Genomic DNA, 22,319 nt, shown 5'->3' with positions numbered 1-22,319 from the left:
AGGCGACCACATCCCGCCTCGGTAGGCACCCCGGGGACCACTGCTCCCACGGGCGCCTTCCCGCGTTGTCCCGCCGCGCAGCTCACGCCAAGCCGTGGGCACGCTGCGCGCGCCGCGATGTGGAATCGATCAGCACGGCTGCGAGGAGCACCCCGGCGGTGATCACGAAGTGGAGGGCTGCCTGGATGCCGAGGAGTGCCACACCGGAGGCGATCGACTGGATCACGAGAATGCCAAGGAACGCCGACCAGGTTGTGCCGCGTGCGCCGAACAGGCTGGCGCCGCCGAGGACGGCCGCGGCGAGCGCGCTCAGCAGCAGGGTGGGTGAACTGGACGGCTGGATCGTCGAGGCCGTCGGCGAAGCCAGGAACAGCCCTCCGACAGCGGCCATCGCCCCCGAGATCACGAAGACCGAGACGCGCACCCTTGTCACGTCGATGCCGGCACGGCGGGCGGCCTCGCCCGCGCTGCCGAGCGCGAACACCTTCCGCCCGTAGGGCATGCGACGCAGGAGGTAGTTCAGGACCACGGCGGCGGCGAGGAAGACGAGCAGGGCCACCGGAAGTCCCAGGAACGCGTTCAGCACGCCGGCGGCGGCGAACGCGACCGCCGCGAGCGTCCCGGCGCGCAGCACAATCGTGCTCACGGCCAGGGAAGGCATACCGGCTGCCCTGCGGCGCCGACGGCTGCGCAGGCACGTGAGCAGGAACGCGCCCGTGGCGACGGCCGCGAGACCGTACGCTGCGGCGGGGTTGCCGAGATAGCTGGTCGCCAGCGATGCGACCAGTCCGGTGTCGTCGAAGTCGAGGGTGCCGCTCGCGCCCAGCAGGTAGAGCGTCAGGCCGTACCAGCCCAGCAGACCCGCGAGGGTGATCACGTATGCCGGAACCCCCGATCTGGCGTGGAGGAACCCTTGCAGGGCGCCGATGGCCGCCCCGGTGAGAACCGCGAGAAGGGCCGCGAGCCCCTCCGGTACGCCCGTGTCCACGTTCAGGCGGGCGAACACGACAGTGGCCAGCCCCGCGACCGAACCGACCGACAGGTCGATCTCCCCGAGGGCCAGCACGAAGACGAGGCCCAGCGCGAGCATTCCGGTTCCGACCATGTCCACGCTGATACTGGACAGGTTGCGCGGGGAGAGGAAGTGGCTGTTGAAGGCCTGGAAGACGAGCCAGACCACGACAAGGCCGACAGCGACTCCGGCTCGACCGAGTTCACCGCGCTGTACGTCGGCCTTCAGCCTGATCCCCCAGCGCCGGAGCGCCCCCGTGTACCGTCCGGCTGCGTGAAGCACCGCGTCCCTGCCGGACCTGCTTTCGGGTGGGTCCGACCGGCTCACCAGCCCGCCTCTTCCGCCTCTGCCGCACGCATGCTGACGGCGTTCTCGGTGGTGCCGATGATGGAGGAGAGGATTTGCTCCTGGGACGTGGTGCTGACGTCGTAGAAGCCGTTGTTGCGACCGTGGCGCAGAACCGCCACCCAGTCCGCGACGGCCTTCACGTCACCGAGGTTGTGGCTGACGAGCAGGACCCCGAGACCACGGTCGCGAAGCTGTTCGACGAGATCGAAGAACTGGGCGGTCTGTCTGATCCCCAGGGCCGCGGTGGGTTCGTCGAGGAGAACGAGCTTGGGCTCGGCGAGCAGCGCTCGGGAGATCGCGATGGCCTGCCGCTGCCCCACCGACAGGGTGGACACCGGGACACGCAGCCGGGGGACCTGCAGCGACAGGGCGTCCAGCAGTTCATGGGCCCGGCGTTCCATCTCCAGCTCGTCGAGGCCCAGGCCCCGGCGAAGCTCACGGCCGAGAAAGAGGTTTCCGACGGCGTCGAGTGCGTGGCACAGCGCGAGGTCCTGATACACGGTCGCGATGCCCAGCGCCTGCGCGTCGTGCGGGCGGGTGAATTCCACCCTGCGGCCCTCCCACTCGATGGCGCCCTCGTCGGCGCGGTCGACGCCCGCGATCAGCTTGACGAGCGTGGACTTGCCCGCGCCGTTGTCACCCATCAGGGCGATGACCTGGCCCGAGTCGATCTCCAGTGCCACATCGGAGAGGGCTTGCACCGCGCCGTACCGTTTGGAGACCGCCCGCAGTGACAGGAGGGGCGTGTCCGAGACGTGACCCATCAGGTTCTCCTCACCGCCTGATCCGCCGGAAGTCCGACCGGCAACGCCAGGACACGGTGAACGTCCTCAGATGAGTCCGGCCTTCCTGCACGCCGATGTGAGTTTAGGTGTGCAAATCTGCTCGACCGTATACGTACCGCCCTCGACCACGGTGGCTTTGACGCTTTTGGCGGTCACCGGGACGGGCGTGAGCAGGACCGCCGGGATGTCCTTCGTCGTGAGGTTGTCGACGGTGCTCCTGGCGATGCCGTCGAGCTTCTCCCCCCGGCCCAGGGCCACGGCCATCGCTGCCGCCGCGCCTGCTTCGGGCTCATAGGGCTTGTACACCGTCATGTACTGCTCTCCCTTCACGATGCGCTGAACGGCGGACAGTTCGGCATCCTGCGCGACGATCGGCGGGAGCGATGTCACCTGGGCGGCCTTGAGGGCAGAGACCGCTCCGGCGGCGACCACGTCGTCGATGGCGTAGACACCGGCGATCCGGTGGGGGCCGAGGCCGGCGATCGCCGCGGCCATGGCGGCGGCCGCGTTCTGCGCGTTGGGAACAGGGGTGGTGATCCCGTGCTCCTCGTCGATCCGTACCCCTTGGCTCTTGAGGAGGGGCAGCGCGACTTTCGATTCCACCGGGAACGATGTGGGCAGAGAGGGGGTGGGAGGGACCAGCCAGACCACCTCGCCATTGTGCGCTCTCTTCCCCATTCCCTGGAGCAGTGCCTCGGCCTGGAGCCGCCCGGTGACCGCGTTGTCGTAGGCGCTGAAGCCGGAGATGGGGCCGTCGGCGAGGCGGTCATAGGCGACCACGGGGACACCGGCGTCCCGGGCCTGCCCCACCGAGCGGCGCAGCGCTCCTGCGTCGACCGGGTCGAGGATGAGGACTCTGGCCCCGTTGATGAGCATGGCGTTGAGCTGGTGGCGCTGGGTGGAGGCGTCACCTTGGGCGTTCGCGTACTTCACCGTGCAGGCGGGGCACAGTTCCTCGACCTTCTTCTCGATGAACGGCCGGTCGAAGGTCTGGTAGCGGGTGGCGTTGTTGTCGGGCATCAACACGCCGATGGTGAAGCCGCCGTTCGACGAGGATCCGGGTGGCCGGGCGGCCGGCCGGCCGGTCTGCCCGCATGCGGCGAGCACAAGAGCCGCGGACACCACCGCGGCGGCGGAGCCGTGCCGACGGATCTTCACGTCGCGGCCTCTCATCGGGTTCCGCCCCGTACCGGACCGCCGACGCCCGGGAGGTGGCCGTCGGCTTGCTGAGCGTCGTCGGCTCCGGCGTTTGGGCTGGAGACCTCGTGCGGGGTCAGGGCGATCTCACTCCACACCTGTTTGCCGCCGCCCACGGGCACCGAGCCCCAGGCCGCCGACATGGCCTCCACCAGCATGATCCCGCGGCCGCCGGTCGACTCCCAGTCCACGATGCGCGGTTTGACCGGTGCCCGTGGCAGTGAGTCGGTGACGGCGACACGGATCCGGTCGCCGATCCGAGTCAGGTCCAGGCGCAGGTCGCCCTGTGTGTGGACCACGGCGTTGGTGACCAGTTCGGAGACGACGAGCTGTACGACGTCCGCCTCCTCCGACACCCCCCAGGAGCGCAGCGTGCGCGCGGTGAAGCGGCGTGCGTGCATGACGGCCTCCGGGAGCCGCCACACTCGCCAGCTCGCGCGAACGGGCCGCACCTTCAGCCCGTCGTAGCGCAGCAGGAGCAGCGCTGCGTCGTCGCGCCGCTTCGCATCGCTGATCAGTTTGTCGGCCACCAGGCCGATGTCCGACGGGTCGGCGGCGCCGAGCAGGGCGATCATGCGGTGCATCCCCTCGTCCATGGCCATGTCCGCCGACTCCACCAGGCCGTCCGTCACCAGGGCGAGGACCGCGCCAGGGGCGACGTCGACCATGGTGAGGGGAAATTCCGCGTCCTCCAGCACGCCGAGCGGCGGACCACCGTCGACGTTCACCTCCTCGGTGGAGCCGTCGGGCCGGCGCAGCAGGGGAGGCGGGTGCCCCGCTCGGACGAACCAGGCGTTGCCCTCCTCGACGTCCACGGAGACGTAGCAGCACGTGGCGAACAGGTCCGTCTTCATACCGAGGAGAAGGCGGTTCGCGCGGGCCAGGACGACATCGGGGGGATGGCCCTCCGCGGAGTAGGCCCGCACGGCCGTACTCACCTGGCCCATGATCGTGGCAGCCTCGGCGCTGTGCCCCTGCACGTCCCCGATGACGAGTGCCAGGTGCCCGTCGGAAAGGATCACGTCGTACCAGTCGCCCCCCACGTCCAGGCCGCCTGTGGCCGGCAGATAGCGGGCGGTGGCCGCGGCACCGGAGATCGACGGCAGCTCACGGGGCAGCAGGCTGGTCTGAAGGATGCGAACACGTTCGAGCGTGGCCTCGATCGCCTGTGACCGGGCCAGGGCCGCTGCGGCGCGTCCCGCGGTCACCGAGAGCCAGAGGCGTTCGTCGTCGGTGATCCGGTGCGGGGAGTCCCAGCCGGCGAGGCAGGCTCCGACCACCCGTGCTCCGGCGGACAGCGGCAGGACGGCAAGACCTCCCGCGCCGACGCCCGCCAGGCCGGGCTCCAGTCCGCTGTCCGCCGGCCACACGCTCATCCGCCCCGTCCGGAGCGCCGCCCGCAGGGTGGGCAGGCCGTCCACCGACGCCTCAAGCCATTCGGTTCGTCGGTCCGGCCGCCAGAACTCCGGCCACGCCGCAGGTGTCGGCGGGTCCAGGACGGTGACCGACAGGTGGTCGTCGCGAAGTTCGGCGAACGCCACCCGGTCGGCACCCAACCGACTGGTGAGGCCGTCGACGAGGGCCCGTCCTACACCCCGCACGGTCGCTGCCTCCGCCAGAGCAGCGGACAACTCCCGCAGCCCGAAGACCTCCGCACCGCCGAGCTGCAGGGACAGGTCTTCGGCGACGACCCCCACAACGCGCTCCGGCCCGCCCGCGCCGTCGACCAGCACCCTGCAGCGCAGCTCCAGCCACCGCGGCTCATCGAAGGACCCACGGACGCGGAACATCAGATTCCGGACCTCGGAGCTCGCTCCCCCCATGACAGACATCACCACGGGAAGGTCGTCCAGGAGCGTGCGCGCGATCAGGCCCTCCACATACCCGTCGAACGTCTCCCCGGCTATGCCGAAGAGCGTGAGCAGCATCGGATCCACATCGATGCGACCGGAGTTCCGGTCGAGGACGAACGCTCCGATGCGGACGCCCCGCACCCAGGGCAACTCCCGCTCCTGAGCGGCTCCGATGCGTCCTGTCTCCATGGCTGCCGACACCTGCTCGGCATACAGCTCCACCAGGACGCGCTGCCCCTTATCGAACGCCTCCGGGCCGTCCCTGACGACAACCAGGCATCCCAGCGCCGCCCCGCCGGCTCCAGGCGGTACCGCGCCCAGCGGCACCACACCCAGCGAGGCGCGGGCGCCGGGGCCACGAGCGGCCTCCGCACCGGAGGTGCCGGCCTGTGTGGTGTCCAGCCACATGGGCCGGTTCGACCGGACCGCGTCAGCGACAGGAGTCCGATCCGAAAGAAGGCAGGACGTCGGAAGCCCGTACCGTCCGACAGGCTCCCCGGCGGCGTCGGCGAGCCTGAGTTCGCTCCTGTCCGACCCGATCAGGTAGGCGGCGGCCAGTGTCGCTCCAGCCACCGTGCGAACCTGCTCCACCCCGCTCCGGGGCTCTCCCCGGCCACCGGCGTCGCCTTCGCTGGACATCGACTCATCCCATCGCCGGAAAGAGCGGCAGCACCCTTCCCTCCCAGGATCGCACCGAGGCGGCTGCCGCCGGGGTGACCTGGAGCTTTACTTCCCCTCTGCAATTAAATGCCGGGTCCGACCCGTGGTGCAGACCCCCCACGCCTGCGTCGACAGGCCCTCCTTGCCCTCGTTCCATGCGTATCACGGTTAAGTAACGCGGCTTTTTCTTTCTTGACGCACAAAAAACGCCGGGCCACACTCCCGTCATCCGCAGGCAACCGGTCGAGCCGAACCGGCCCTGCGCCCACCAGGGATGGAGCCACCCCATGGCGCTTTCCAGAAGGGCCCTGATCTCCGGAGCCGCGGCCGGTGCCGGCCTCGCGGCCCTCGCCCCCGCCTCCCCGGGCCTCGCCGCAGAACCTGCCGCGTCCGCCGTCCCCGCCCAGCGCGCCGGCCGTGTCAGGTCCCTGCCGGCAGCCGGCCGCAACAGCGTCTTCACCCGCTCCGGCGCCGGCCCGCTGTACTGGAACATCTACGGCTGGTCGTTCCCGAACAACGCCCCCATCCCCGAGGACGAGTGGAAGGCCAACGTCGACTGGCTGGCCCGCGACTTCGCCCCGCACGGCTACCGGATGGCCTGCACCGACGGCTGGATCGAAGGCTCGTCCAGGACCACCGAGCACGGCTACGTCATCAGCTACAACGACTCCTGGACCCACGACTGGTCGTACTGGTCGCGCTACCTCCAGGACCGCGGCATGCAGCTGGGCGTCTACTACAACCCCCTGTGGGTCCACAGAGCCGCCGTCGCCGACACCACCAAGACCGTCGTCGGCCGCCCCGATGTGAAGATCGCCGACCTGGTCGACGAAGGCGACTTCTTCGGCTCCGACATCGGCGGCAACGCCCTGTACTGGATCGACGTCACCAGGGACGGCGCCAAGGAGTACGTCCAGGGCTATGTGCGGTACTTCAAGGACCTCGGCGTTCCCTACCTGCGCGTCGACTTCCTGTCCTGGTACGAGGACGGCCGCGACGCCAACATCGGCACCGTGAACCGGCCCCATGGCCGCGCCAACTACGAGACCGCGCTCAGCTGGATGAGCGAGGCCGCCGGCGAGGACATGGAGCTGTCCCTGGTCATGCCGCACCTCTACCAGCACGCCCAGGCGGAGATCCGTTACGGCGACATGATCCGCATCGACGCCGACGCCGACCGCGGCGGCTGGGACCGGCTCAGCGGCGGCCGGCAGGACTGGCAGAACCTGTGGCCGAACTGGTTCAACCCGTTCTGCGGCTTCACCGGCTACGCCGACCGCTCCGGGCGCGGCCAGCTCATCCTCGACGGCGACTTCCTGCGCCTCAACACCTTCGCCGACGACCACGAACGCCGCACCGCCATCTCGCTGATGACCATCGCCGGGTCCCCACTGGCCATCGCCGACACCCACGCCGACATCGCGGGCCACGGCTGGGCCTACACCAACCCGGAAGTCCTCGCCCTGCACGGGCAGGGCCTGGTCGGCAAGCCGTACTTCAACAACGGCAACTCCTACGCCGACGACCCCTCCAGCCGCGACAGTGAACGCTGGGCCGGGCAACTCGCCGACGGCAGCTGGGCGGTCGCCCTGTTCAACCGCTCCGACGGGCCCGCCGTCCGCTCCCTGGACCTGTCCGCCCTGGGCATCGAGGGCACCGCGGCGGTACGGGACGTATGGAAGCACGAAGACCTGGGCCGGCTCAGCACCATCCGCGCCGAACTTCCCGCCCACGGCTGCCTGTTCGCCACCGTCACGCCCCCGGCCGGCGACCGCTGCCGCTACCAGGCGGCGTTCGCGGCCTGGGGCGGGGGCGCCGGCTTCGCCAACACCCTCCCCGGACACGACGCCATGGGCTACGCCCTGATCAGCGGCGACAACCAGTCGGTCACCTTCACCGTCAAGGCCCCGCGCGCCGGCACCTACCGCCTGGACCTGCGGTACCAGGCAGCGCAAACGGCTCGGCTCACCCTCGACGCGGAGCAGCCCGACCACACCGTCGTCGCCCAGCCGCGCCAGATCGGCTTCCGGGCCACCTCCGGCGAGTGGGCCACGCTGAGCGGCCGTATCAGCCTCGCCGCCGGCGAGAACCTCGTGACGGTGGCGCGTACCGACGGCGACTCCGGTTCGATTGCATTGAACTACATCGACATCGGCTGACGGCCGTAGGCCACTCACGCTTGGAGGCACCCGGGATGAACACCCCGTCCCCGATCCCCTTCTCGGATCTCGTCGGCGAGCAGACCCGCGCGGAGATCTTCGCCACCGTGCTCACCGCCGGACCGCTCTCCCGCACCCAGCTCGCCCAGCGGCTGGGCCTGGTGCCCTCCAGCGTCACCCGCATGCTGCCCCCGCTCCTCGAACACGGCTATCTCCGCGAGACGGACGCCACCCCGCACGGCCGGGGCCGCCCGCAGAAGCTGCTGCACGTCAACCCCGACAAACACATCGTCGTCGGCATGAAGATCGGCCCCGCTCAGGTGTCCGGCGTGGTCACCGACATGGCGGCCAACGTGCTGGCCCGCGCCGAGGTGCCGATCGACAACCGCCGGCCCGAGACCGCTCTGTCCGCCGCGGCGTCGCTGACGACCAGCTTGCTGGAGAAGGCCCCGCAGGCGGCGGACAGGGTCCTCGGGGTCGGGGTGGGAGTCAGCGGCCACGTCGACTCCGCCGCCGGGATCTGCCGCTACTCCGCCCTGCTGGGCTGGACCAAGGTCGACGTCGCCGGGCCGCTGTCGGAGGCGACCGGGTTGATGGTCACCGTCAACAACGACGTCAACACCCTGGTCGTCGCGGAGCGCTGGTTCGGTGCGGGCCGGGACGTGGACTCCTTCGCCGTCGTCACCGTCGGCCCCGGCATCGGCTGCGGTCTGCTGCTCGGCGGCAGCCTGTACGCGGGCTCCAGCGGCATGGCCGGCGAACTCGGCCACCTGCCGCTGGACCCGGCCGGGCCGATGTGCAGCTGCGGACGCCGGGGATGCCTGGAAGCGCTGGCCGGCGACCGCGCCGTACTGCGGCACATCCAGGACGGTGGCATCACCGACTGCACCACCATCGCCGACGCCATCGCACTCGCCCGCGGCGAACACTCCGCTGCCCGCACGGTCGCCCGCGCCGCCTTCGCGGAGGCCGGCACGGCGCTCGGGCGGGGCCTGGCGGGCCTGTGCAATCTGCTCAACCTGCAGAAGATCATCATCGCCGGGGAGGGAGCCGTGGCCCACGACCTGTTCGGCCCGGCCATGCAGGAGGCACTGCAGGCGTACGCCTTCTCCGACGCCGCGCGCGACTGCGAGATCCACGTCGACCCCGTCACCCATGACCTGTGGGCGCGCGGCGCGGCCTGCCTCGTCATCCGTGAGGCCGTCGGCTCCGCCATCTCCTGATCCCGCCTCCCCCCAGCTTCCCGTTCCCTCATCTCCCTCCATCCCCGACACGAGGATCAGCCGTGCCCCTGAACCCGCCCGACGACACCGCCGCCTGGTGGAAGAACGCGGTGGTCTACCAGATCTACCCGCGCTCCTTCGCCGACTCCGACACGGACGGCATCGGCGATCTCCAGGGGATCACCGAGCGCCTGGACCACCTCTCCCAGCTCGGCGTGGACGTGCTGTGGCTGTCGCCGGTCTACCCGTCGCCCCACGCCGACAACGGCTACGACATCAGCGACTACCAGGACATCGACCCGTTGTTCGGCACGCTGGACGACTTCGACCGGCTGCTGGCCGCCGTCCACGAGCGCGGCATGAAACTGGTGATGGACCTGGTGGTCAACCACACCTCGGACGAACACCCCTGGTTCACCGCGTCCCGCGACGGCGGCCCCGACGGCCCCCAGCGCGACTGGTACATCTGGCGCCCGCCGCGCGAGGGCATGCAGCCGGGCACCCCGGGGGCCGAGCCGAACAACTGGGGCTCGTGGTTCTCGGGGCCGGCATGGACGTACGACGAGGCCAGTGGCGAGTACTACCTGCACATCTTCTCGCGCAAGCAGCCCGACCTGAACTGGGACAACCCGACGGTGAGGCAGGCCGTCCACGCCATGATGCGCTGGTGGCTGGAGCGGGGCGTGGACGGGTTCCGCATGGACGTCGTCAACCTCATCTCCAAGGACCCGGCCCTGCCCGACGGGATCGTGCCCGAGGGTGGCCGCTACGGCGACGGCAGCCCCTTCTACGTCTGCGGCCCGCGCGTCCATGAATACATCGCCGAAATGCACCGCGAGGTGTTCGCCGCGCACCCGCGCAAGCTGCTGAACGTCGGTGAGATGCCCGGCGTCACCATCGACGAGGCCAAGCTTTTCACCGACCCGGACCGGCGCGAGCTCGACATGGTCTTCCAGTTCGAGCACGTCGCACTCGACCACGGGCCGAGCAAGTTCGACGCCCGCCCGCTGAAGCTGACCGACCTCAAGGCCAGCCTCGGGCGCTGGCAGACCGGCCTGGCCGAGACGGGCTGGAACAGCCTGTACTGGAACAACCACGACCAGCCGCGCGTGGTCTCCCGCTTCGGCGACGACAGCGACCCCGTCCTGCGCACCCGCTCGGCGACCATGCTGGCCACCGTGCTGCATCTGCACCGCGGCACCCCGTACGTCTACCAGGGCGAGGAACTGGGCATGGCCAACGCCCCGTTCGCGACGATCGACGACTTCCGCGACATCGAGTCCCTCAACCACTACCGCGAGCAGCTCGCCCTGGGCGTCGACGAGGACCGCATCCTGGCCGGGCTGCGGGCCCGCGGCCGCGACAACGCCCGCACGCCCATGCAGTGGGACGCCACCGACCACGCCGGATTCACCACCGGACACCCGTGGATCGAGGTCAACCCCGACTACACGCACGTCAACGCCAAGGCCCAGCTGGCCGATCCCGACTCGGTCTTCCACTACTACCGGCGCCTGATCGCCCTGCGCCACAGCGAACCGGCCATCACCGACGGCGACTTCCGGATGCTGCTCCCCGACGACGAGCAGATCTACGCCTTCCTCCGCCGGGACGCCGCCACCGGGACCGAGCTGCTCGTCCTGGCCAACTTCACCGGCCGGCCCGTCCCCGTCCCTCTCGCCGTCACCGACGGCTGGCAGGACACGGAAACGCTCATCGCCAACGTGCCGGCGAGCGACCCGCCGGCCACCCGGCACACCCTGCAGCCGTGGGAAGCACGCGTCCACCGCCGCACCATCCCCTGACTGTGCCATGCCCGTCCTTGTCTCCTCCTCGCCCGCAAGGAACCCACCATGACCAACAGCTCCGTCTTCCCGGCCGGGACCGCCCGGCGCCGCCTACTGACGGCCGTGGCCTCCCTCGCCCTGATAACGCCGCTGGCCACCGCCTGCGGCGGCTCCGGCACCGCCGCCGAGGACGGCCGGACCCTGCGCCTGTGGCACTACGAGGACCCGAACGGCGCGCTCGGCAAGGCATGGGCGGCGGCCGTCGCCGAGTTCAAGCGGACCCACCCGGGCGTGAAGGTGATCTTCGAGCAGAAGACGTTCGAGCAGATCCAGCAGAACGCCGGGATGGTCCTGAACTCCGACACGGCCCCCGACGTGCTGGAGTACAACAAGGGCAACGCCACCACCGGTCTGCTCGCCAAGCAGGGCCTGCTCACCGATCTGACCTCCGTCGTCAAGGCGCACGGCTGGGACAGGAAGATCAGCGAGAGCGCGTCCGTCACCGCCCGCTACGACGCGAAGGGGGAGATGGGCGGCGACAAGTGGTACGGCGTGCCCAACTACGGCGAGTTCGTCCTCGCCTACTACGACGACGACCTCTTCACGAAGTACAAGGTGGCCAAGCCGACCGACTTCGCGAGCTTCGAGGCCGCCCTGGCCGCCTTCAAGGCGGCCGGCGTCACCCCGCTCGCCAACGCGGGCAACGAGTACCCCGCCTCCCACTGGCTGTACCTGCTGGCGCTGACGAAGGCTAACAAGACCTGGGTCGACGGCTACCAGCTCTACAAGGACAAGATCGACTTCCACGGGCCGGAATGGACCTGGGCGGTCGACAAGTACAAGGAGTGGCTGTCCAAGGGCTACTTCGACAAGAAGGACGTCGGCCTCAAGGGCAACGACATGAGCGAGCAGTTCGTCTCGCAGAAGCGCCCCATCATGGTCAGCGGCAACTGGTGGTTCGGCGGCCTGACCACCGACATCAAGAACTTCAAGTGGTCCGTCGCCCCTTACCCGGGCAGCAGGACGACCCTCGGTGCCGGCGGCAACCAGTGGGTCGTCCCCACCAGGGCCAAGAACAAGAAACTGGCCGAGGACTTCATCGGCATCACCATGTCGGACAAGATCCAGAAGCTGATCGGTGAGAACGGCAACGTCCCGCTCACCGTCAAGCCCGGTCAGATCACCAACGTCAAGTCCCGGCAGCTGATCGACGCCTTCGACCAGTACCAGCAGAACGACGGCCTGGCCTTCTACCCCGACTGGCCGGTCCCCGGCTACTACGACACCTTCGTCTCCGCCACCCAGAACCTCATGAACGGCGCCGGCACCACGTCCGTCCTGGACCAGCTCGCCGCCCCGTACGACAAGTACTTCTCCACCCGGCACTGAGGACTCACCCGCCAGGCCCGCGTTCAGGGGCCGACCCGTCCCGGGGCGGCGGCGCCTTCTCCCGGCAGCGCCGCTGCCCCGCCGCGCCCCGCCCCCAAGGAGCCACCGTGAAAAGCCAACGCCGTCCACGCAGCACCGGCTACGCCGTCTTCCTCCTGCCGGGCCTGCTGCTGAGCCTGCTCTTCCTCGCCGTCCCCCTGGTGATGACCTTCGCCTACAGCTTCACCCGGTGGACGGGAATCGGCCCGGCCGACTTCACCGGGCTGGACAACTACACCCGCCTGTTCCAGGACTCCGACTTCTGGGCGTCCTTCCGCAACATCGGCTTCGTCATCGTCGGGATGGCGGTGGCCCCGACGCTCCTCGGCCTGTTCCTCTCGGCCCTGCTCTTCGACTACGTCGGCAAGAAGCACGGCGACCGGGTCGTCACCCTCCTGCGCTCGGGCCTCTACCTGCCCCAGGTCATCCCGGTCGCCGTCACCGGCCTGATGTGGGGCTGGATCCTCGCCCCCGAAGGCGCCGCCAACAGCCTCCTGGACAAGGTCGGCCTGAAGTCCCTGGCCCAGAACTGGCTCGGCAACCCCGCTCTCGCCCTCTGGGTCGTCCTGGGCGTGCTGGTCTGGATGCAGCTGGGCTACCCGCTGGTGCTGTTCCTCTCCGGGCTCCAGCGCATCGACCCCGAGCTGTACGAGGCGGCCGACCTCGACGGCGCCTCCTGGTGGACCCGCTTCACCCGCATCACCGTCCCCCTGCTGCGCCCCGAGATCTACGTCGTCCTGGTCACCACCACCATCGCCGGTCTGAAGGTCTTCGCCCAGATCTACGTCCTGACCGGCGGCGGCCCCGGCAACGCCACCCTGGTCCCCTCCTACTTCGCCTACCAGAACTTCTTCGAGCGCGCCGACGTCGGCTACGGGTCCGCGATCTCCAGCACCATGACCCTCCTCGTGCTGGTCATCGCCGCCACCACGCTGACCCGCCAGGCCCGCCAGGACGGATGACGATGAGCACCGACACCACCACCCCCCGGACCACGTCCGTCAGCACCCCGGTCCGCAAGGAGATCCCGCCCGACGCCCGAGGCCGCCGCGCGGCCGCCTCTCGCCGCACGCCGCTGTCCTGGGCCGTACTCGTCGCCGTCGGCGCCTTCGCCCTCGCCTTCCTCGCCCCGTTCGTCGTCATCCTGCTCAACTCGTTCAAGACGAGCGCCGACTTCCGTGCCCACGGCTCGCTGTCCCTGCCCACGAGCTGGAACTGGGGCGTCATCGAAGGCGTCTGGCAGCGCGCCGACTTCACACAGAAGCTCCTGAACAGCGTCGAAACCAGCCTCGGCGTGGTCGTCATCGCCGTCGTCCTGGCCCTGTTCAACGCCTACGCCCTGGGCATCGGCCGCATCCGCCGGCGCACGGCCCTCCTGGTCTTCTTCCTCGGTGTGAACGTGCTCCCGCAGGAGGGCCTGGTCTACCCGGTCTACTACCTCTTCAAGGAACTGGGCCTCTACGACGGGAAGCTGGGCTACACCCTTCTCGTCGGCATCACCTACAGCGCCTTCGGCACCTACCTGCTCTCCTCCGTCTACCACAGCTTCCCGCGCGAGCTCATCGAGGCCGCCTCCCTCGACGGCGCCGGCCGCTGGACGATCCTCTGGCGCATCGTCCTGCCGATGAGCTGGCCGACCCTCTCGGTGATGTGCGTCTTCTTCTTCGTCTGGAGCTGGAACGAGTTCCTCTACCCCCTCGTCCTGCTCATCTCCAACGACAACCAGACCGTCCCGCTGGGACTGGCCTCCATGCAGGGCCAGTACACCAGCGACCCGACCTCCATGAGCGCCGCCGCCCTCCTCGGCGTCATCCCCATGGTCGCCTTCTTCCTCGTCTTCCAGCGCTCCCTGACCCGCGGCGTCACAGCCGGCGCCGTCAAGTGACGGGCGGCGCAATCCACGCCGGACACCGATGAGCGCATCACCCCCGGGGACGGTCCACCGCCGCGGCCGCCCGGGCGAGGAACTTCGCACGCACTTGCGCGGCGAACGCTCTGTTCGCCGAGGCGCGTTCGCGGGACTCGGCGGCCCGGCGCTCGAACCAGGCGTTGCGCTGGGCGGTGAACTCGGCCCTGCGGGTGTCACGCTGCTCGTACATCCTGCGGCGCAGCGGGTCGAGCCTGGTGCGGTCGACCGTCGGGAGGTCCTTCATGCCGGGGCCTTCGGCCTTGCGGGGCAGGCGCTGCTCGACCGGGAGGATGTCGAGTCGGGGGCCGGGGAGGGTCTGGTACCAGTACGCGGTCGTCGACCAGTCGTCGGCGAGGTGGTTGCCGTGGCCGTGCTCCATGGTGACGCGGATGCGCTCGTTGAAACGGACGGGGTCGGCGAGGTGGAAGCGGTAGTGGACCTGGAGGCCGGGCACGTCCTCCTCGTGGATGATCGTGCCCTGGAAGGGGTAGTTGATCTTCTGCATGCCCCAGCCGTGGCTGAAGTAGTCCTCGCCGCCCGTGCCGTGCATGGACGGTGGCCAGCTGGTGGTGCCGTCCGGTGCGAAGTCCTCGTCGATCCAGATCATGTCGTCGCCCTCGCCCCACCAGGTGCCGGTGAAGTGGTTGACGGTGTGGACGCAGCCGATGTAGTTGCCGGCGCCCTCGGTGTCGAGGATGACGTAGTTGTCCTTGCCGTCCAGGTTGGGGACCTGCGTCTCCAGGCTGTTGACCTGCAGGTCGGGACCCCAGCCGTTGCAGGGGTCGTTGCGCCGCCAGTGGGCGTGGAAGTACAGGGTGTCGTCCGGGAGGTCCTCGGCGAACAGTTCGTAGTCGATGTAGAAGTACTGCACGTACGGGTGCTCGCCCTGGTTCTCGACCTCGATGCGGGCACGCCGGTTGAACGGCATCCGCAGGAAGCAGTTGAAGGCCGCGGGGCCGCCGTACACGCGCTCCGAATCCTCCTTGACGGACACCGTGAACGGCATCGACTGGAAGCTCGCCGGCATCGAGTTGCCGACGCCGAAGAAGTCACCGAGCGGGGCGACGACGGACGGGTGCTCCTGGTCGTCCCAGTACATCCTGATGACGACCTTGCGGTAGTAGTCGGGGTCGTTGACCTCCCAGTTGTAGCCGAGTGCGTTGTTGAACTCGACCATGGCGGTACCCGCTTGGCGGGCGTCGAACAGACCGGGGCCGAGGATGACGCGGCAGCCCTGGACGAACCACAGGTGAGTGATCGCACCGGGGCCTTCCAGGTCGGCGAGGACGGCGGTCTCACCCGGCATCACGATGAAGGCGTCCTCGTTGAGGCCGGTGTGGTCCCAGCTGGCGACGCGGGCGGAGCGGGAGCGTCGGCGCCTGGCGGCGCGGCCGATCAGGTCGTCGCCGAGGGAGACGGAGGGGACGGACATGGAACAGGCGTCCTTTCGGAGGTGTGATACCGGTGCGGGGCGGGTCAGCCCTTGACCGCGCCCAGGGTGAGGCCGGCCACGATCCGCCGCTGCAGGACGAGCGTGAGCAGGATGACCGGGATCGAGTAGAGGGTGGCCATCGCCGTCATGGGACCCCATTGAAGGCCGTACTGCGTCTGGAAGTCGGCGATGAGGATCGGCACGGTCTGTGCCCTGACCGCCGTGAGCAGCAGGGCGAAGAGGAACTCGTTCCACGAGGCGAGGAAGGCGAAGACCGCCGTCACCGCGACGCCGCTCCGGACGACCGGCAGGACCACCCGCGTCAGTGCGCCCAGCCGGCCGCAGCCGTCGACCTTGGCCGCGTCCTCCAGTTCAGCGGGAACGGCCTCGAAGAAACTGGTCAGCAGCCAGATGGACAGGGGAAGCGAGATCGTCGTGTGCGCGATGGCCGTGCCGAGCGGTGTGTCGGTCAGGTTCAGGGACTTCATCATCCCGGTGAGCGGTACGCCGACGGCGACGGGGGGAACCATCCTGGTCACCAGGGCCACCACGATGAACACCCGGCCGCTCGGCGTTCCGAATCGGGTGACGGCGTAGGCGGCGGGCACGGCCAGCACGAGTGAGACGACGGTGCTGAGGACGGCGGTGGTGACACTGTTGACGAAGGCGGGGACCGTCCCCGGGGTGTTCAGTGCCGAGGTGAAGTTCGCATGGCTCCACACCTTCGGCAGGACGGTCGGCGGTACCGCGAGGGCGTCCGAGGGCGCTTTGAACGAGGTGAGCACCAGGTACAGGAAGGGGAAGGCGTACAGCGCGACCACCAGGAGCAGCAGCGCCCACAGCAGCGAACGCCTGGTGGCGAGCATGTTCAGCACCACTGTCATGTCTGCCCCCGTCCGGGCCGCCAGATCATGCGCATCGTCATGAAGGCGGCGGTGAGCATGGCGAGCAGATAGAGGGTGCCCATGGCGGAGGCCGGGCCGGGCTCCCCGAAGCGCACGGTCGTCCGGTAGATCAGCAGGCTGAGGGTGGTGGAGGCCGACTCGGGCCCGCCGTTCGTCTGGATGACGATGGTGTCGAAGGCGCGGGCTGCGTCGATGCCGCGGACGATCAGCGCGACGGCGATGACCGGCCGCAGCAGCGGCAGGACGATCCGGAACAGTTGCTGGCGGGCGCCGGCACCGTCGAGTCTGGCCGCCTCCAGGATGTCGCCGGGGATGTTCTGCAGGCCCGCGAACAGCACCAGGGTCATGAAGGAGGTGGTGAGCCAGATGTCGGGAATCGAGACCGAGGCCAGCACGATGTCCGGGTCGGACAACCAGCCGATGTCCGCAGTGCTGTTCAGTATGCCCATGCTGACGAGCAGCGCGTTGACCAGCCCGAAGTTGTCGATGAGAAGGAAGCGCCACAGCAGGCCGGCGACCACGGGTGCGATCATCAGCGGATAGAGGAACACCGTGCGCAGCACCCGGGACCGCTGCCCGAGGGCGTTGAACAGCAGGGCGGCACCGAGCCCGAGGGCGAACTCCAGCGTCACGACGACGACGGTGTAGAGCAGGGTGCGCAGCGCGGCATCGAGGAAGTCCGGCGAGGTCAGCGCGTCGGTGTAGTTGCCGAGCCCGACGAAGCGCCGTGTGCCGGCCAGGGGCGCGATGTCGTAGAAGCTGTCGAGGACGAGCTTGACCAGCGGCCAGACGACGAACACGGCGAGAAACGCCGCCGCCGGCAGGATGAGCACCACGGCGAACCGCTTGTCCGGCATCGGCCGTCTGCCCCACCGACTGACTGTCGGTACCGGCGGCGAGACCGCCTGGTGGACGAGCTGCCGGGTGCTACTGGACAAGCTTCTCCACCTCCTGACGCGCCTGGGCGAGCAGTGCGGCGTAGTCCGCCCTCCCGGTCAGGGATTTCTGGAGCATGGGGACCAGGACCGTGTCCACGATCTGTTGCCACTTGGGGCCAACCGGACGCGACCTGGTGACGGGGCCGTCCAGGGTGGTCAGCAGAGCCTCGAAGTGCTCGTAGCCGGGCCTGCTCGCGTAGGAGGCGTACGCGGACTTGCGGGCCGCCAGTCCCAGGGAGGACTGGATGGCCAGCTGGTTGTTGTCGTAGGCGAACCTGACGAACTGCTTGGCCAGGCTGTTGTTCCTGCCCGCGCCGGGGACGGACAGGTAGAAGGGTCCCGGTATGGCACCGATCCCGGCACTGCCCGCGATCATCGGGGCGACACCGACCTTGCCGTGGACGGGGGAGTCCTTCGGGATCAGCGGGTATGCGTGCGCCCAGAACCGCATCATCGCGGTCCTGCCCTGGTGGAACAGGTTCTGCGCACCGGCCCAGTCCAGCTGGGCGGCGCCGGGTGGACTCACCTTGAGGCGGTTGTCGAGGTCGGAGTAGAACTTCAGCGCGGCGAGGTGCTGGGCGTTGTCGATGATCACCTTGCCGGAGTCGTCGAGCACGACCCCGGGGGATCCGGCCTGCAGCACATGGGCGAGCCACTCGGTCTCCACGGCGCCCTTGACGTCGGTGCCGTAGAGCTTCGTGCCCCGGGTGAAGAAGCTCGCCACGTCCTGGAACTGCCGCCAGTTGCTGGGCGGCGCGAGCGGATAGCCGTACTTCCTCCGGAAAGCGGACTTCTCGGCGGCGTTCTCGAAGAGGTCCTTGCGGTAGAAGAGGATCTCTGCGTTGGTCCATGCCGGCATGCCCACGAACCTGCCGTTGACCTGGGCTCCCTCCACCAGGGAGGGGAAGAGATCGGCCTTCGTGTCCGCTGTGAACAGGTCGTCCAGCGGCAGCAGGGCGTCGGCGAAAGCCGGCAGCCAGATCGCGTCGACCGCGGCCAGGTCGAAGGACACGGATCCGTTGGAGAGTTCGCTGTGCAGCCGGTTGTACAGGCCGTCGTAGGGCAGTTCGACGAAGGTGACCGAGTGACCCGACTGCTTCTCGAACGCTGCGGCGATCTTGGTCAGCTCGGCGTGGCCGCCCGATTCGCACAGCACGGTCAGTGAGCCGGACGCGCCGCCGGACGAGCTCCCGCCGGCACCGCAGGCGGTGGCCGCGGCGGCCAGCCCGGTGGCGCCTGCGATATCGAGGAAGCCGCGCCGAGTCAGTCCAGGGGACGTTCTTTTCATGGTGTTCTCCGTGCTCTCGGGCAAGAGAATGTGGGTGAGGTGGCGGCGCTGCCCGCGGCGGTCCGCGCCGCGCGGCGGGTGCCGTGGCCGACTCCGGCTGCGGCACCCGCCGTTCTCCGGTGGCTGTGCTCAGGGGGTGGCCACGAGCGCGTAGTTCTCGGTGTACGCCCGCACTTGGGAGTTCTGTGCGGTGTAGAGGAGCTTCGTCTCGGTGGAGGAGGCGTCGAGGACGACCTTGACGCCGACGTTGGCGCTGATGTTGTTGGTGGCCAGGTAGTTACGGGCGCCGCCGGCGACGAGGATGATCGTCGGGTCGGAGCCGGCCGGGCTGATGTTCTGCGGGGGCACGGAGTAGGAGAACTGGTTGGCGATCACGGCGTTGTCGTCGCCGCTGAGGTGGACCAGGCCGTAGAGGTCGTCGAAGCGGGTGCTGGTGCCGTCCCCGTACACCCGCCGGAAGTGGTTGCCGGAGATCAGGTTGCCCGAGCTGCCGTTCAGCAGCGAGATCATGCCGGGGAAGTTGCTCAGCAGCTTGTTGGCGGAGATGGTCGAGCGGTTCGCTTCGGTGAGGGTGATGTTGCAGGCCCACAGGATGGTGTTGCCGGAGATGTTGATGCCCTCGGCCTTCTCCGCGTAGATCGAGAAGCCGGCCCAGGCGCTGATGAGGTAGTTGTTGGTGATCTTGACGGACTGGGAGGCGCCGGTCAGTTCGATGCTGCTGCCGCACTCGGCGACGAAGTTGTTGGTGAAGCTGCAGGCGTCCGCCCCCCTCACGGTCATGGCGTGTTCGAGGTAGACGAAGCCCATTCCCTCGATGCGGAACGAGTCGTTGTCCGACTGCACCGAGATGCCGGTCTTGGAGTTGCCGGGCGTGTACGGCTTGACGGCCGACACACCGTCGATGCAGAAGTCCTGGAAGACGACGCCGCTGAGCCGGCCCACGTCCTCCGGCCGTCCGGCGCGCTGCACCAGGAACGCTTCGCTGTTGCCGTCGGTGTTCAGCACCCGGATGTGACTGGAGCCGGGCTGCACCTCGAACCACGAGCCGGTGGCGGACCCGTCGCGGATGGCCTCGGACAGGAAGCCGTGTCCGGAGCCCTTGATCGTCAGGAAGCTGATGTCGACGGTGACCCGGGAGAGCAGGTCGTAGTGGCCCGGCGGGATGTAGATGACGGCGCCGGGTCTGGTGTTCTGGGTGGTCTGCCTGGACTTGATGTCCGCGATGATCTCGTTGATCACCCGGCCGATGTCGGTGTGGGGCGACACGCTGGCCGCGAAGGTGGTGACGTCGTAGACGGTGTCCGCCACGGGGATGTTCCTTCCGGTCGAAGACTTCTGGTCACAGAACGCCGACGATCGCCCGGTAGGACCGATGCGACGTGCCGGCGGGCTCGGGGGGCTTGGGACGGGCCGGTACGGCGGCCTGGGCCGGCCGGGGTCCGGCCGCGTTCAGGAACGCCGCCGTGGTGAGCGCCGAGAGCGCGGCGCCCCTGAGCAGCGTGCGCCGGGAGGGTGTGGGCGGTCGGCCGGAATCCATGGCGGCTCCTCATGGAGTTGGGGTGTGTGCGGGAGGGTCAGCGGACGGCGCCCGCGGTCATGCCCGCGATGACCTGCTTCTGGAAGGCCGCGTAGATCACCAGCTGCGGCAGCAGGACGAGGGTGGCGGACGCCATCATCGCGCCGTAGTTGACGCTGTAGATGCCCTGGAACTGGGAGACGGCGAGGGACGCGGTGGTCAGCTCCGGGTTGTTGATGAGCGTGACCGCGAAGGGGAACTCGTTCCAGACGTAGATGACGTTGAGGATGGCGAGCGTGGCGACGACCGGCCGCATGAGCGGGAAGACGACCTTCCAGGCCATGCGCCACAGCCCGGCACCGTCCATCACCGCCGCCTGTTCGATGTCGTCGGGGAAGTCCCGCAGGAAGCCGGTCAGCAGCAGGATGTTGAAGGGGATCGAGACGGCGATGTACGGCAGGATCAGCGCCGCGTAGGTGCCGAACAGCCCGAAGGCGATGTCGATCCGGTACACCGGGAACAGCAGGATGTAGACGGGGATGGCCAGGCCGGCCAGGAAGTAGTACCGAAGGGTGTTCTGCGTGCGGCGGCCGCCCCTGCGGAAGACCATGCGGGTGAGCGCGAAGGCCGCCAGGTAGGAGATGAACAGCCCGACCGTGACCGAGACGACGGCCAGGACCAGCGTGTTCTTGTACATCACCAGCAGGTTCAGGGTGTTCAGGGCCTGCTGGTAGTTGGCCAGGGTCAGGTGCGTCAGCGAGAACGGGTGGTTGAGGATGTTGTCGTTGGTCTGGAACGACAGCAGCACGATCCACAGCAGCGGAAACAGGATCACGAAGGTGATCAGGTACGCCACCGACGAGACGATGATCCTGCCGCGACCGCGGCGTCGCCGCCTGTGCGGGGTGCCGTCGGCAGCGGCCGGCGGCACGAGCGACGTCTTGACCTCGGTGTCGATGCTCAACGGACGTCCCCCTTGCGGCGGTTGCCGAGGAACGTGGCCGCGGAGGCGAGGGCGCCCACCACGAACACCACCACGGCCAGGGCCATGCCGTAGCCGTACTGCTGGGTCGTGAAGGTGATGTGGTACATGTAGCTGACCATGACCTCGGAGAGGTGGACGGGACCGCCGCCGGTGAGGGCGTAGACGAGTTCGAAGACCTTGAAGACGCCGGTGACGACGAGGGCGGTGACGATGCCGAACGTCTCGCGCAGCATCGGGATCTGAATGTGCCGCAGCTGCTGCCAGCGGCTGGCGCCGTCGAGGCTGCTGGCTTCCATCACGTCGCGCGGCAGCATGCGAAGCCCGGCGTAGAAGATGGTCAGCACGAAGCCGATCTGCTGCCAGAGGTAGACGAAGCCGATCGAGTACGGGCTGAGCGTGGGACCGCCGATCCACTGCGGGTCCGCCGGTACGCCGATGGCCAGCAGGAAGGCGTTCACCAGGCCGATCTTCGGGTCCAGGATGAAGATCCAGATCAGGCCGACGAGGATCGGCGCGATGATGGCCGGGGCGAAGACGAGCGCCCGCAGCGCGCCGCTGCCCCTGATCCGGCCGCTGAGCAGTACGGCGAGCAGGAAGCCCAGGGGGACCAGCAGGAACAGGGCGATGCCGAGGATGATTCCGGTGTTGCGCAGGGAGGTCCAGAAGACGTCGTCCTGCGCCATCTGCCGGTAGTTGCTCAGCCCGGTGAACGCGGTGGCGGAGACGCCGTCGTAGGAGGTGAAGCTGTAGTAGAGCGAGTACAGGATCGGGTAGATCATGTACACGGTGTAGATGAGGAGGGCCGGCGCGACCATGAGGGTGAAGTGCCGGCGCGTGGTGAGCCAGTTCATGCCGTTCCTGTTGTTCGAGGCAGGCCGAAGAAGGCTGGTGCGG

18 protein-coding genes are annotated in these 22,319 nt (G+C 68.9%); 6 read left to right on the top strand and 12 right to left on the bottom strand.

Going from position 1 to position 22,319, the window contains the following annotated elements:
• Positions 1–82 precede the first annotated feature (82 nt).
• From C3489_RS06050 to C3489_RS06035, 4 genes are all read right to left on the bottom strand, one after another.
• Positions 83–1,180, bottom strand: a complete 1,098-nt coding sequence (locus tag C3489_RS06050; protein WP_258054583.1) for a sugar ABC transporter permease — start codon at positions 1,178–1,180, stop codon at positions 83–85.
• Between the two features lie 155 nt (positions 1,181–1,335).
• Complete coding sequence (locus tag C3489_RS06045; protein ID WP_103780629.1) at positions 1,336–2,124, bottom strand: ATP-binding cassette domain-containing protein; 789 nt, start codon at positions 2,122–2,124, stop codon at positions 1,336–1,338.
• Positions 2,125–2,190: 66 nt separating this feature from the next.
• The gene (locus C3489_RS06040; RefSeq protein ID WP_258054582.1) at positions 2,191–3,303 is read right to left on the bottom strand and encodes a substrate-binding domain-containing protein; all 1,113 of its coding nucleotides are present in this window, start codon (positions 3,301–3,303) and stop codon (positions 2,191–2,193) included.
• An 11-nt stretch (positions 3,304–3,314) separates the two neighbouring features.
• Entirely contained in the window at positions 3,315–5,834 is a 2,520-nt protein-coding gene (locus tag C3489_RS06035; RefSeq protein ID WP_103780625.1) for a SpoIIE family protein phosphatase, read from the bottom strand.
• 308 nt (positions 5,835–6,142) lie between these two features.
• Here C3489_RS06035 and C3489_RS38565 point away from each other — a divergent pair, with 308 nt between their 5' ends.
• The 6 genes from C3489_RS38565 (at position 6,143) to C3489_RS06005 (ending at position 14,337) form a co-directional block, all read left to right on the top strand.
• Entirely contained in the window at positions 6,143–8,014 is a 1,872-nt protein-coding gene (locus C3489_RS38565; RefSeq protein ID WP_103780624.1) for a hypothetical protein, read from the top strand.
• Positions 8,015–8,049: 35 nt separating this feature from the next.
• Positions 8,050–9,237, top strand: coding sequence for an ROK family transcriptional regulator (locus tag C3489_RS06025; RefSeq protein ID WP_103780622.1), 1,188 nt, complete (start codon positions 8,050–8,052; stop codon positions 9,235–9,237).
• 62 nt (positions 9,238–9,299) lie between these two features.
• A complete protein-coding gene (locus tag C3489_RS06020; RefSeq protein WP_103780620.1) occupies positions 9,300–11,042 on the top strand; it encodes an alpha-glucosidase in 1,743 nt (580 codons plus the stop codon).
• Between the two features lie 48 nt (positions 11,043–11,090).
• Entirely contained in the window at positions 11,091–12,413 is a 1,323-nt protein-coding gene (locus C3489_RS06015; RefSeq protein ID WP_103780618.1) for an ABC transporter substrate-binding protein, read from the top strand.
• Between the two features lie 107 nt (positions 12,414–12,520).
• The gene (locus C3489_RS06010) at positions 12,521–13,414 is read left to right on the top strand and encodes a carbohydrate ABC transporter permease (protein WP_103780617.1); all 894 of its coding nucleotides are present in this window, start codon (positions 12,521–12,523) and stop codon (positions 13,412–13,414) included.
• Positions 13,415–13,416: 2 nt separating this feature from the next.
• Complete coding sequence (locus C3489_RS06005) at positions 13,417–14,337, top strand: carbohydrate ABC transporter permease (RefSeq protein ID WP_103780615.1); 921 nt, start codon at positions 13,417–13,419, stop codon at positions 14,335–14,337.
• A gap of 37 nt (positions 14,338–14,374) precedes the next feature.
• Here C3489_RS06005 and C3489_RS06000 read toward each other — a convergent pair whose 3' ends face one another.
• The 8 genes from C3489_RS06000 to C3489_RS05965 form a co-directional block, all read right to left on the bottom strand.
• Entirely contained in the window at positions 14,375–15,793 is a 1,419-nt protein-coding gene (locus tag C3489_RS06000) for a glycoside hydrolase family 172 protein (protein ID WP_103780614.1), read from the bottom strand.
• Positions 15,794–15,837: 44 nt separating this feature from the next.
• Positions 15,838–16,677 (bottom strand): carbohydrate ABC transporter permease, encoded by an 840-nt coding sequence (locus tag C3489_RS05995; protein WP_219821929.1) that lies wholly within the window; start codon positions 16,675–16,677, stop codon positions 15,838–15,840.
• The gene (locus C3489_RS05990; protein ID WP_103780612.1) at positions 16,674–17,555 is read right to left on the bottom strand and encodes a carbohydrate ABC transporter permease; all 882 of its coding nucleotides are present in this window, start codon (positions 17,553–17,555) and stop codon (positions 16,674–16,676) included. Before C3489_RS05990 ends, C3489_RS05995 begins: the two co-directional genes overlap by 4 nt.
• A 70-nt stretch (positions 17,556–17,625) precedes the next feature.
• Entirely contained in the window at positions 17,626–18,924 is a 1,299-nt protein-coding gene (locus C3489_RS05985; protein ID WP_103780611.1) for an extracellular solute-binding protein, read from the bottom strand.
• 129 nt (positions 18,925–19,053) lie between these two features.
• A complete protein-coding gene (locus C3489_RS05980; RefSeq protein WP_103780609.1) occupies positions 19,054–20,232 on the bottom strand; it encodes a NosD domain-containing protein in 1,179 nt (392 codons plus the stop codon).
• A 31-nt stretch (positions 20,233–20,263) separates the two neighbouring features.
• The gene (locus C3489_RS05975; RefSeq protein ID WP_103780607.1) at positions 20,264–20,461 is read right to left on the bottom strand and encodes a hypothetical protein; all 198 of its coding nucleotides are present in this window, start codon (positions 20,459–20,461) and stop codon (positions 20,264–20,266) included.
• A gap of 37 nt (positions 20,462–20,498) precedes the next feature.
• Positions 20,499–21,404, bottom strand: a complete 906-nt coding sequence (locus tag C3489_RS05970) for a carbohydrate ABC transporter permease (protein ID WP_103780605.1) — start codon at positions 21,402–21,404, stop codon at positions 20,499–20,501.
• Entirely contained in the window at positions 21,401–22,276 is an 876-nt protein-coding gene (locus C3489_RS05965; protein WP_103780603.1) for a carbohydrate ABC transporter permease, read from the bottom strand. The genes C3489_RS05970 and C3489_RS05965 overlap by 4 nt, the downstream gene beginning before the upstream one ends.
• Positions 22,277–22,319: the final 43 nt, after the last annotated feature.

The sequence above is a fragment of the Streptomyces sp. Ru71 genome (assembly GCF_002920535.1).
Taxonomy (GTDB): Bacteria; Actinomycetota; Actinomycetes; order Streptomycetales; family Streptomycetaceae; genus Streptomyces.
This window is presented reverse-complemented; position numbering and strand designations above follow the sequence as displayed.

Excerpts from the sequence above, each read along its gene's own strand:
- C3489_RS06045 (WP_103780629.1), bottom strand. The coding sequence starts at position 2,124 with ATGGGTCACGTCTCGGACACGCCCCTCCTGTCACTGCGGGCGGTCTCC.
- C3489_RS06035 (WP_103780625.1), bottom strand. The coding sequence starts at position 5,834 with ATGTCCAGCGAAGGCGACGCCGGTGGCCGGGGAGAGCCCCGGAGCGGG.
- C3489_RS38565 (WP_103780624.1), top strand. The coding sequence starts at position 6,143 with ATGGCGCTTTCCAGAAGGGCCCTGATCTCCGGAGCCGCGGCCGGTGCC.
- C3489_RS06025 (WP_103780622.1), top strand. The coding sequence starts at position 8,050 with ATGAACACCCCGTCCCCGATCCCCTTCTCGGATCTCGTCGGCGAGCAG.
- C3489_RS06015 (WP_103780618.1), top strand. The coding sequence starts at position 11,091 with ATGACCAACAGCTCCGTCTTCCCGGCCGGGACCGCCCGGCGCCGCCTA.
- C3489_RS06005 (WP_103780615.1), top strand. The coding sequence starts at position 13,417 with ATGAGCACCGACACCACCACCCCCCGGACCACGTCCGTCAGCACCCCG.
- C3489_RS06000 (WP_103780614.1), bottom strand. The coding sequence starts at position 15,793 with ATGTCCGTCCCCTCCGTCTCCCTCGGCGACGACCTGATCGGCCGCGCC.
- C3489_RS05995 (WP_219821929.1), bottom strand. The coding sequence starts at position 16,677 with ATGACAGTGGTGCTGAACATGCTCGCCACCAGGCGTTCGCTGCTGTGG.
- C3489_RS05990 (WP_103780612.1), bottom strand. The coding sequence starts at position 17,555 with ATGCCGGACAAGCGGTTCGCCGTGGTGCTCATCCTGCCGGCGGCGGCG.
- C3489_RS05985 (WP_103780611.1), bottom strand. The coding sequence starts at position 18,924 with ATGAAAAGAACGTCCCCTGGACTGACTCGGCGCGGCTTCCTCGATATC.
- C3489_RS05975 (WP_103780607.1), bottom strand. The coding sequence starts at position 20,461 with ATGGATTCCGGCCGACCGCCCACACCCTCCCGGCGCACGCTGCTCAGG.
- C3489_RS05965 (WP_103780603.1), bottom strand. The coding sequence starts at position 22,276 with ATGAACTGGCTCACCACGCGCCGGCACTTCACCCTCATGGTCGCGCCG.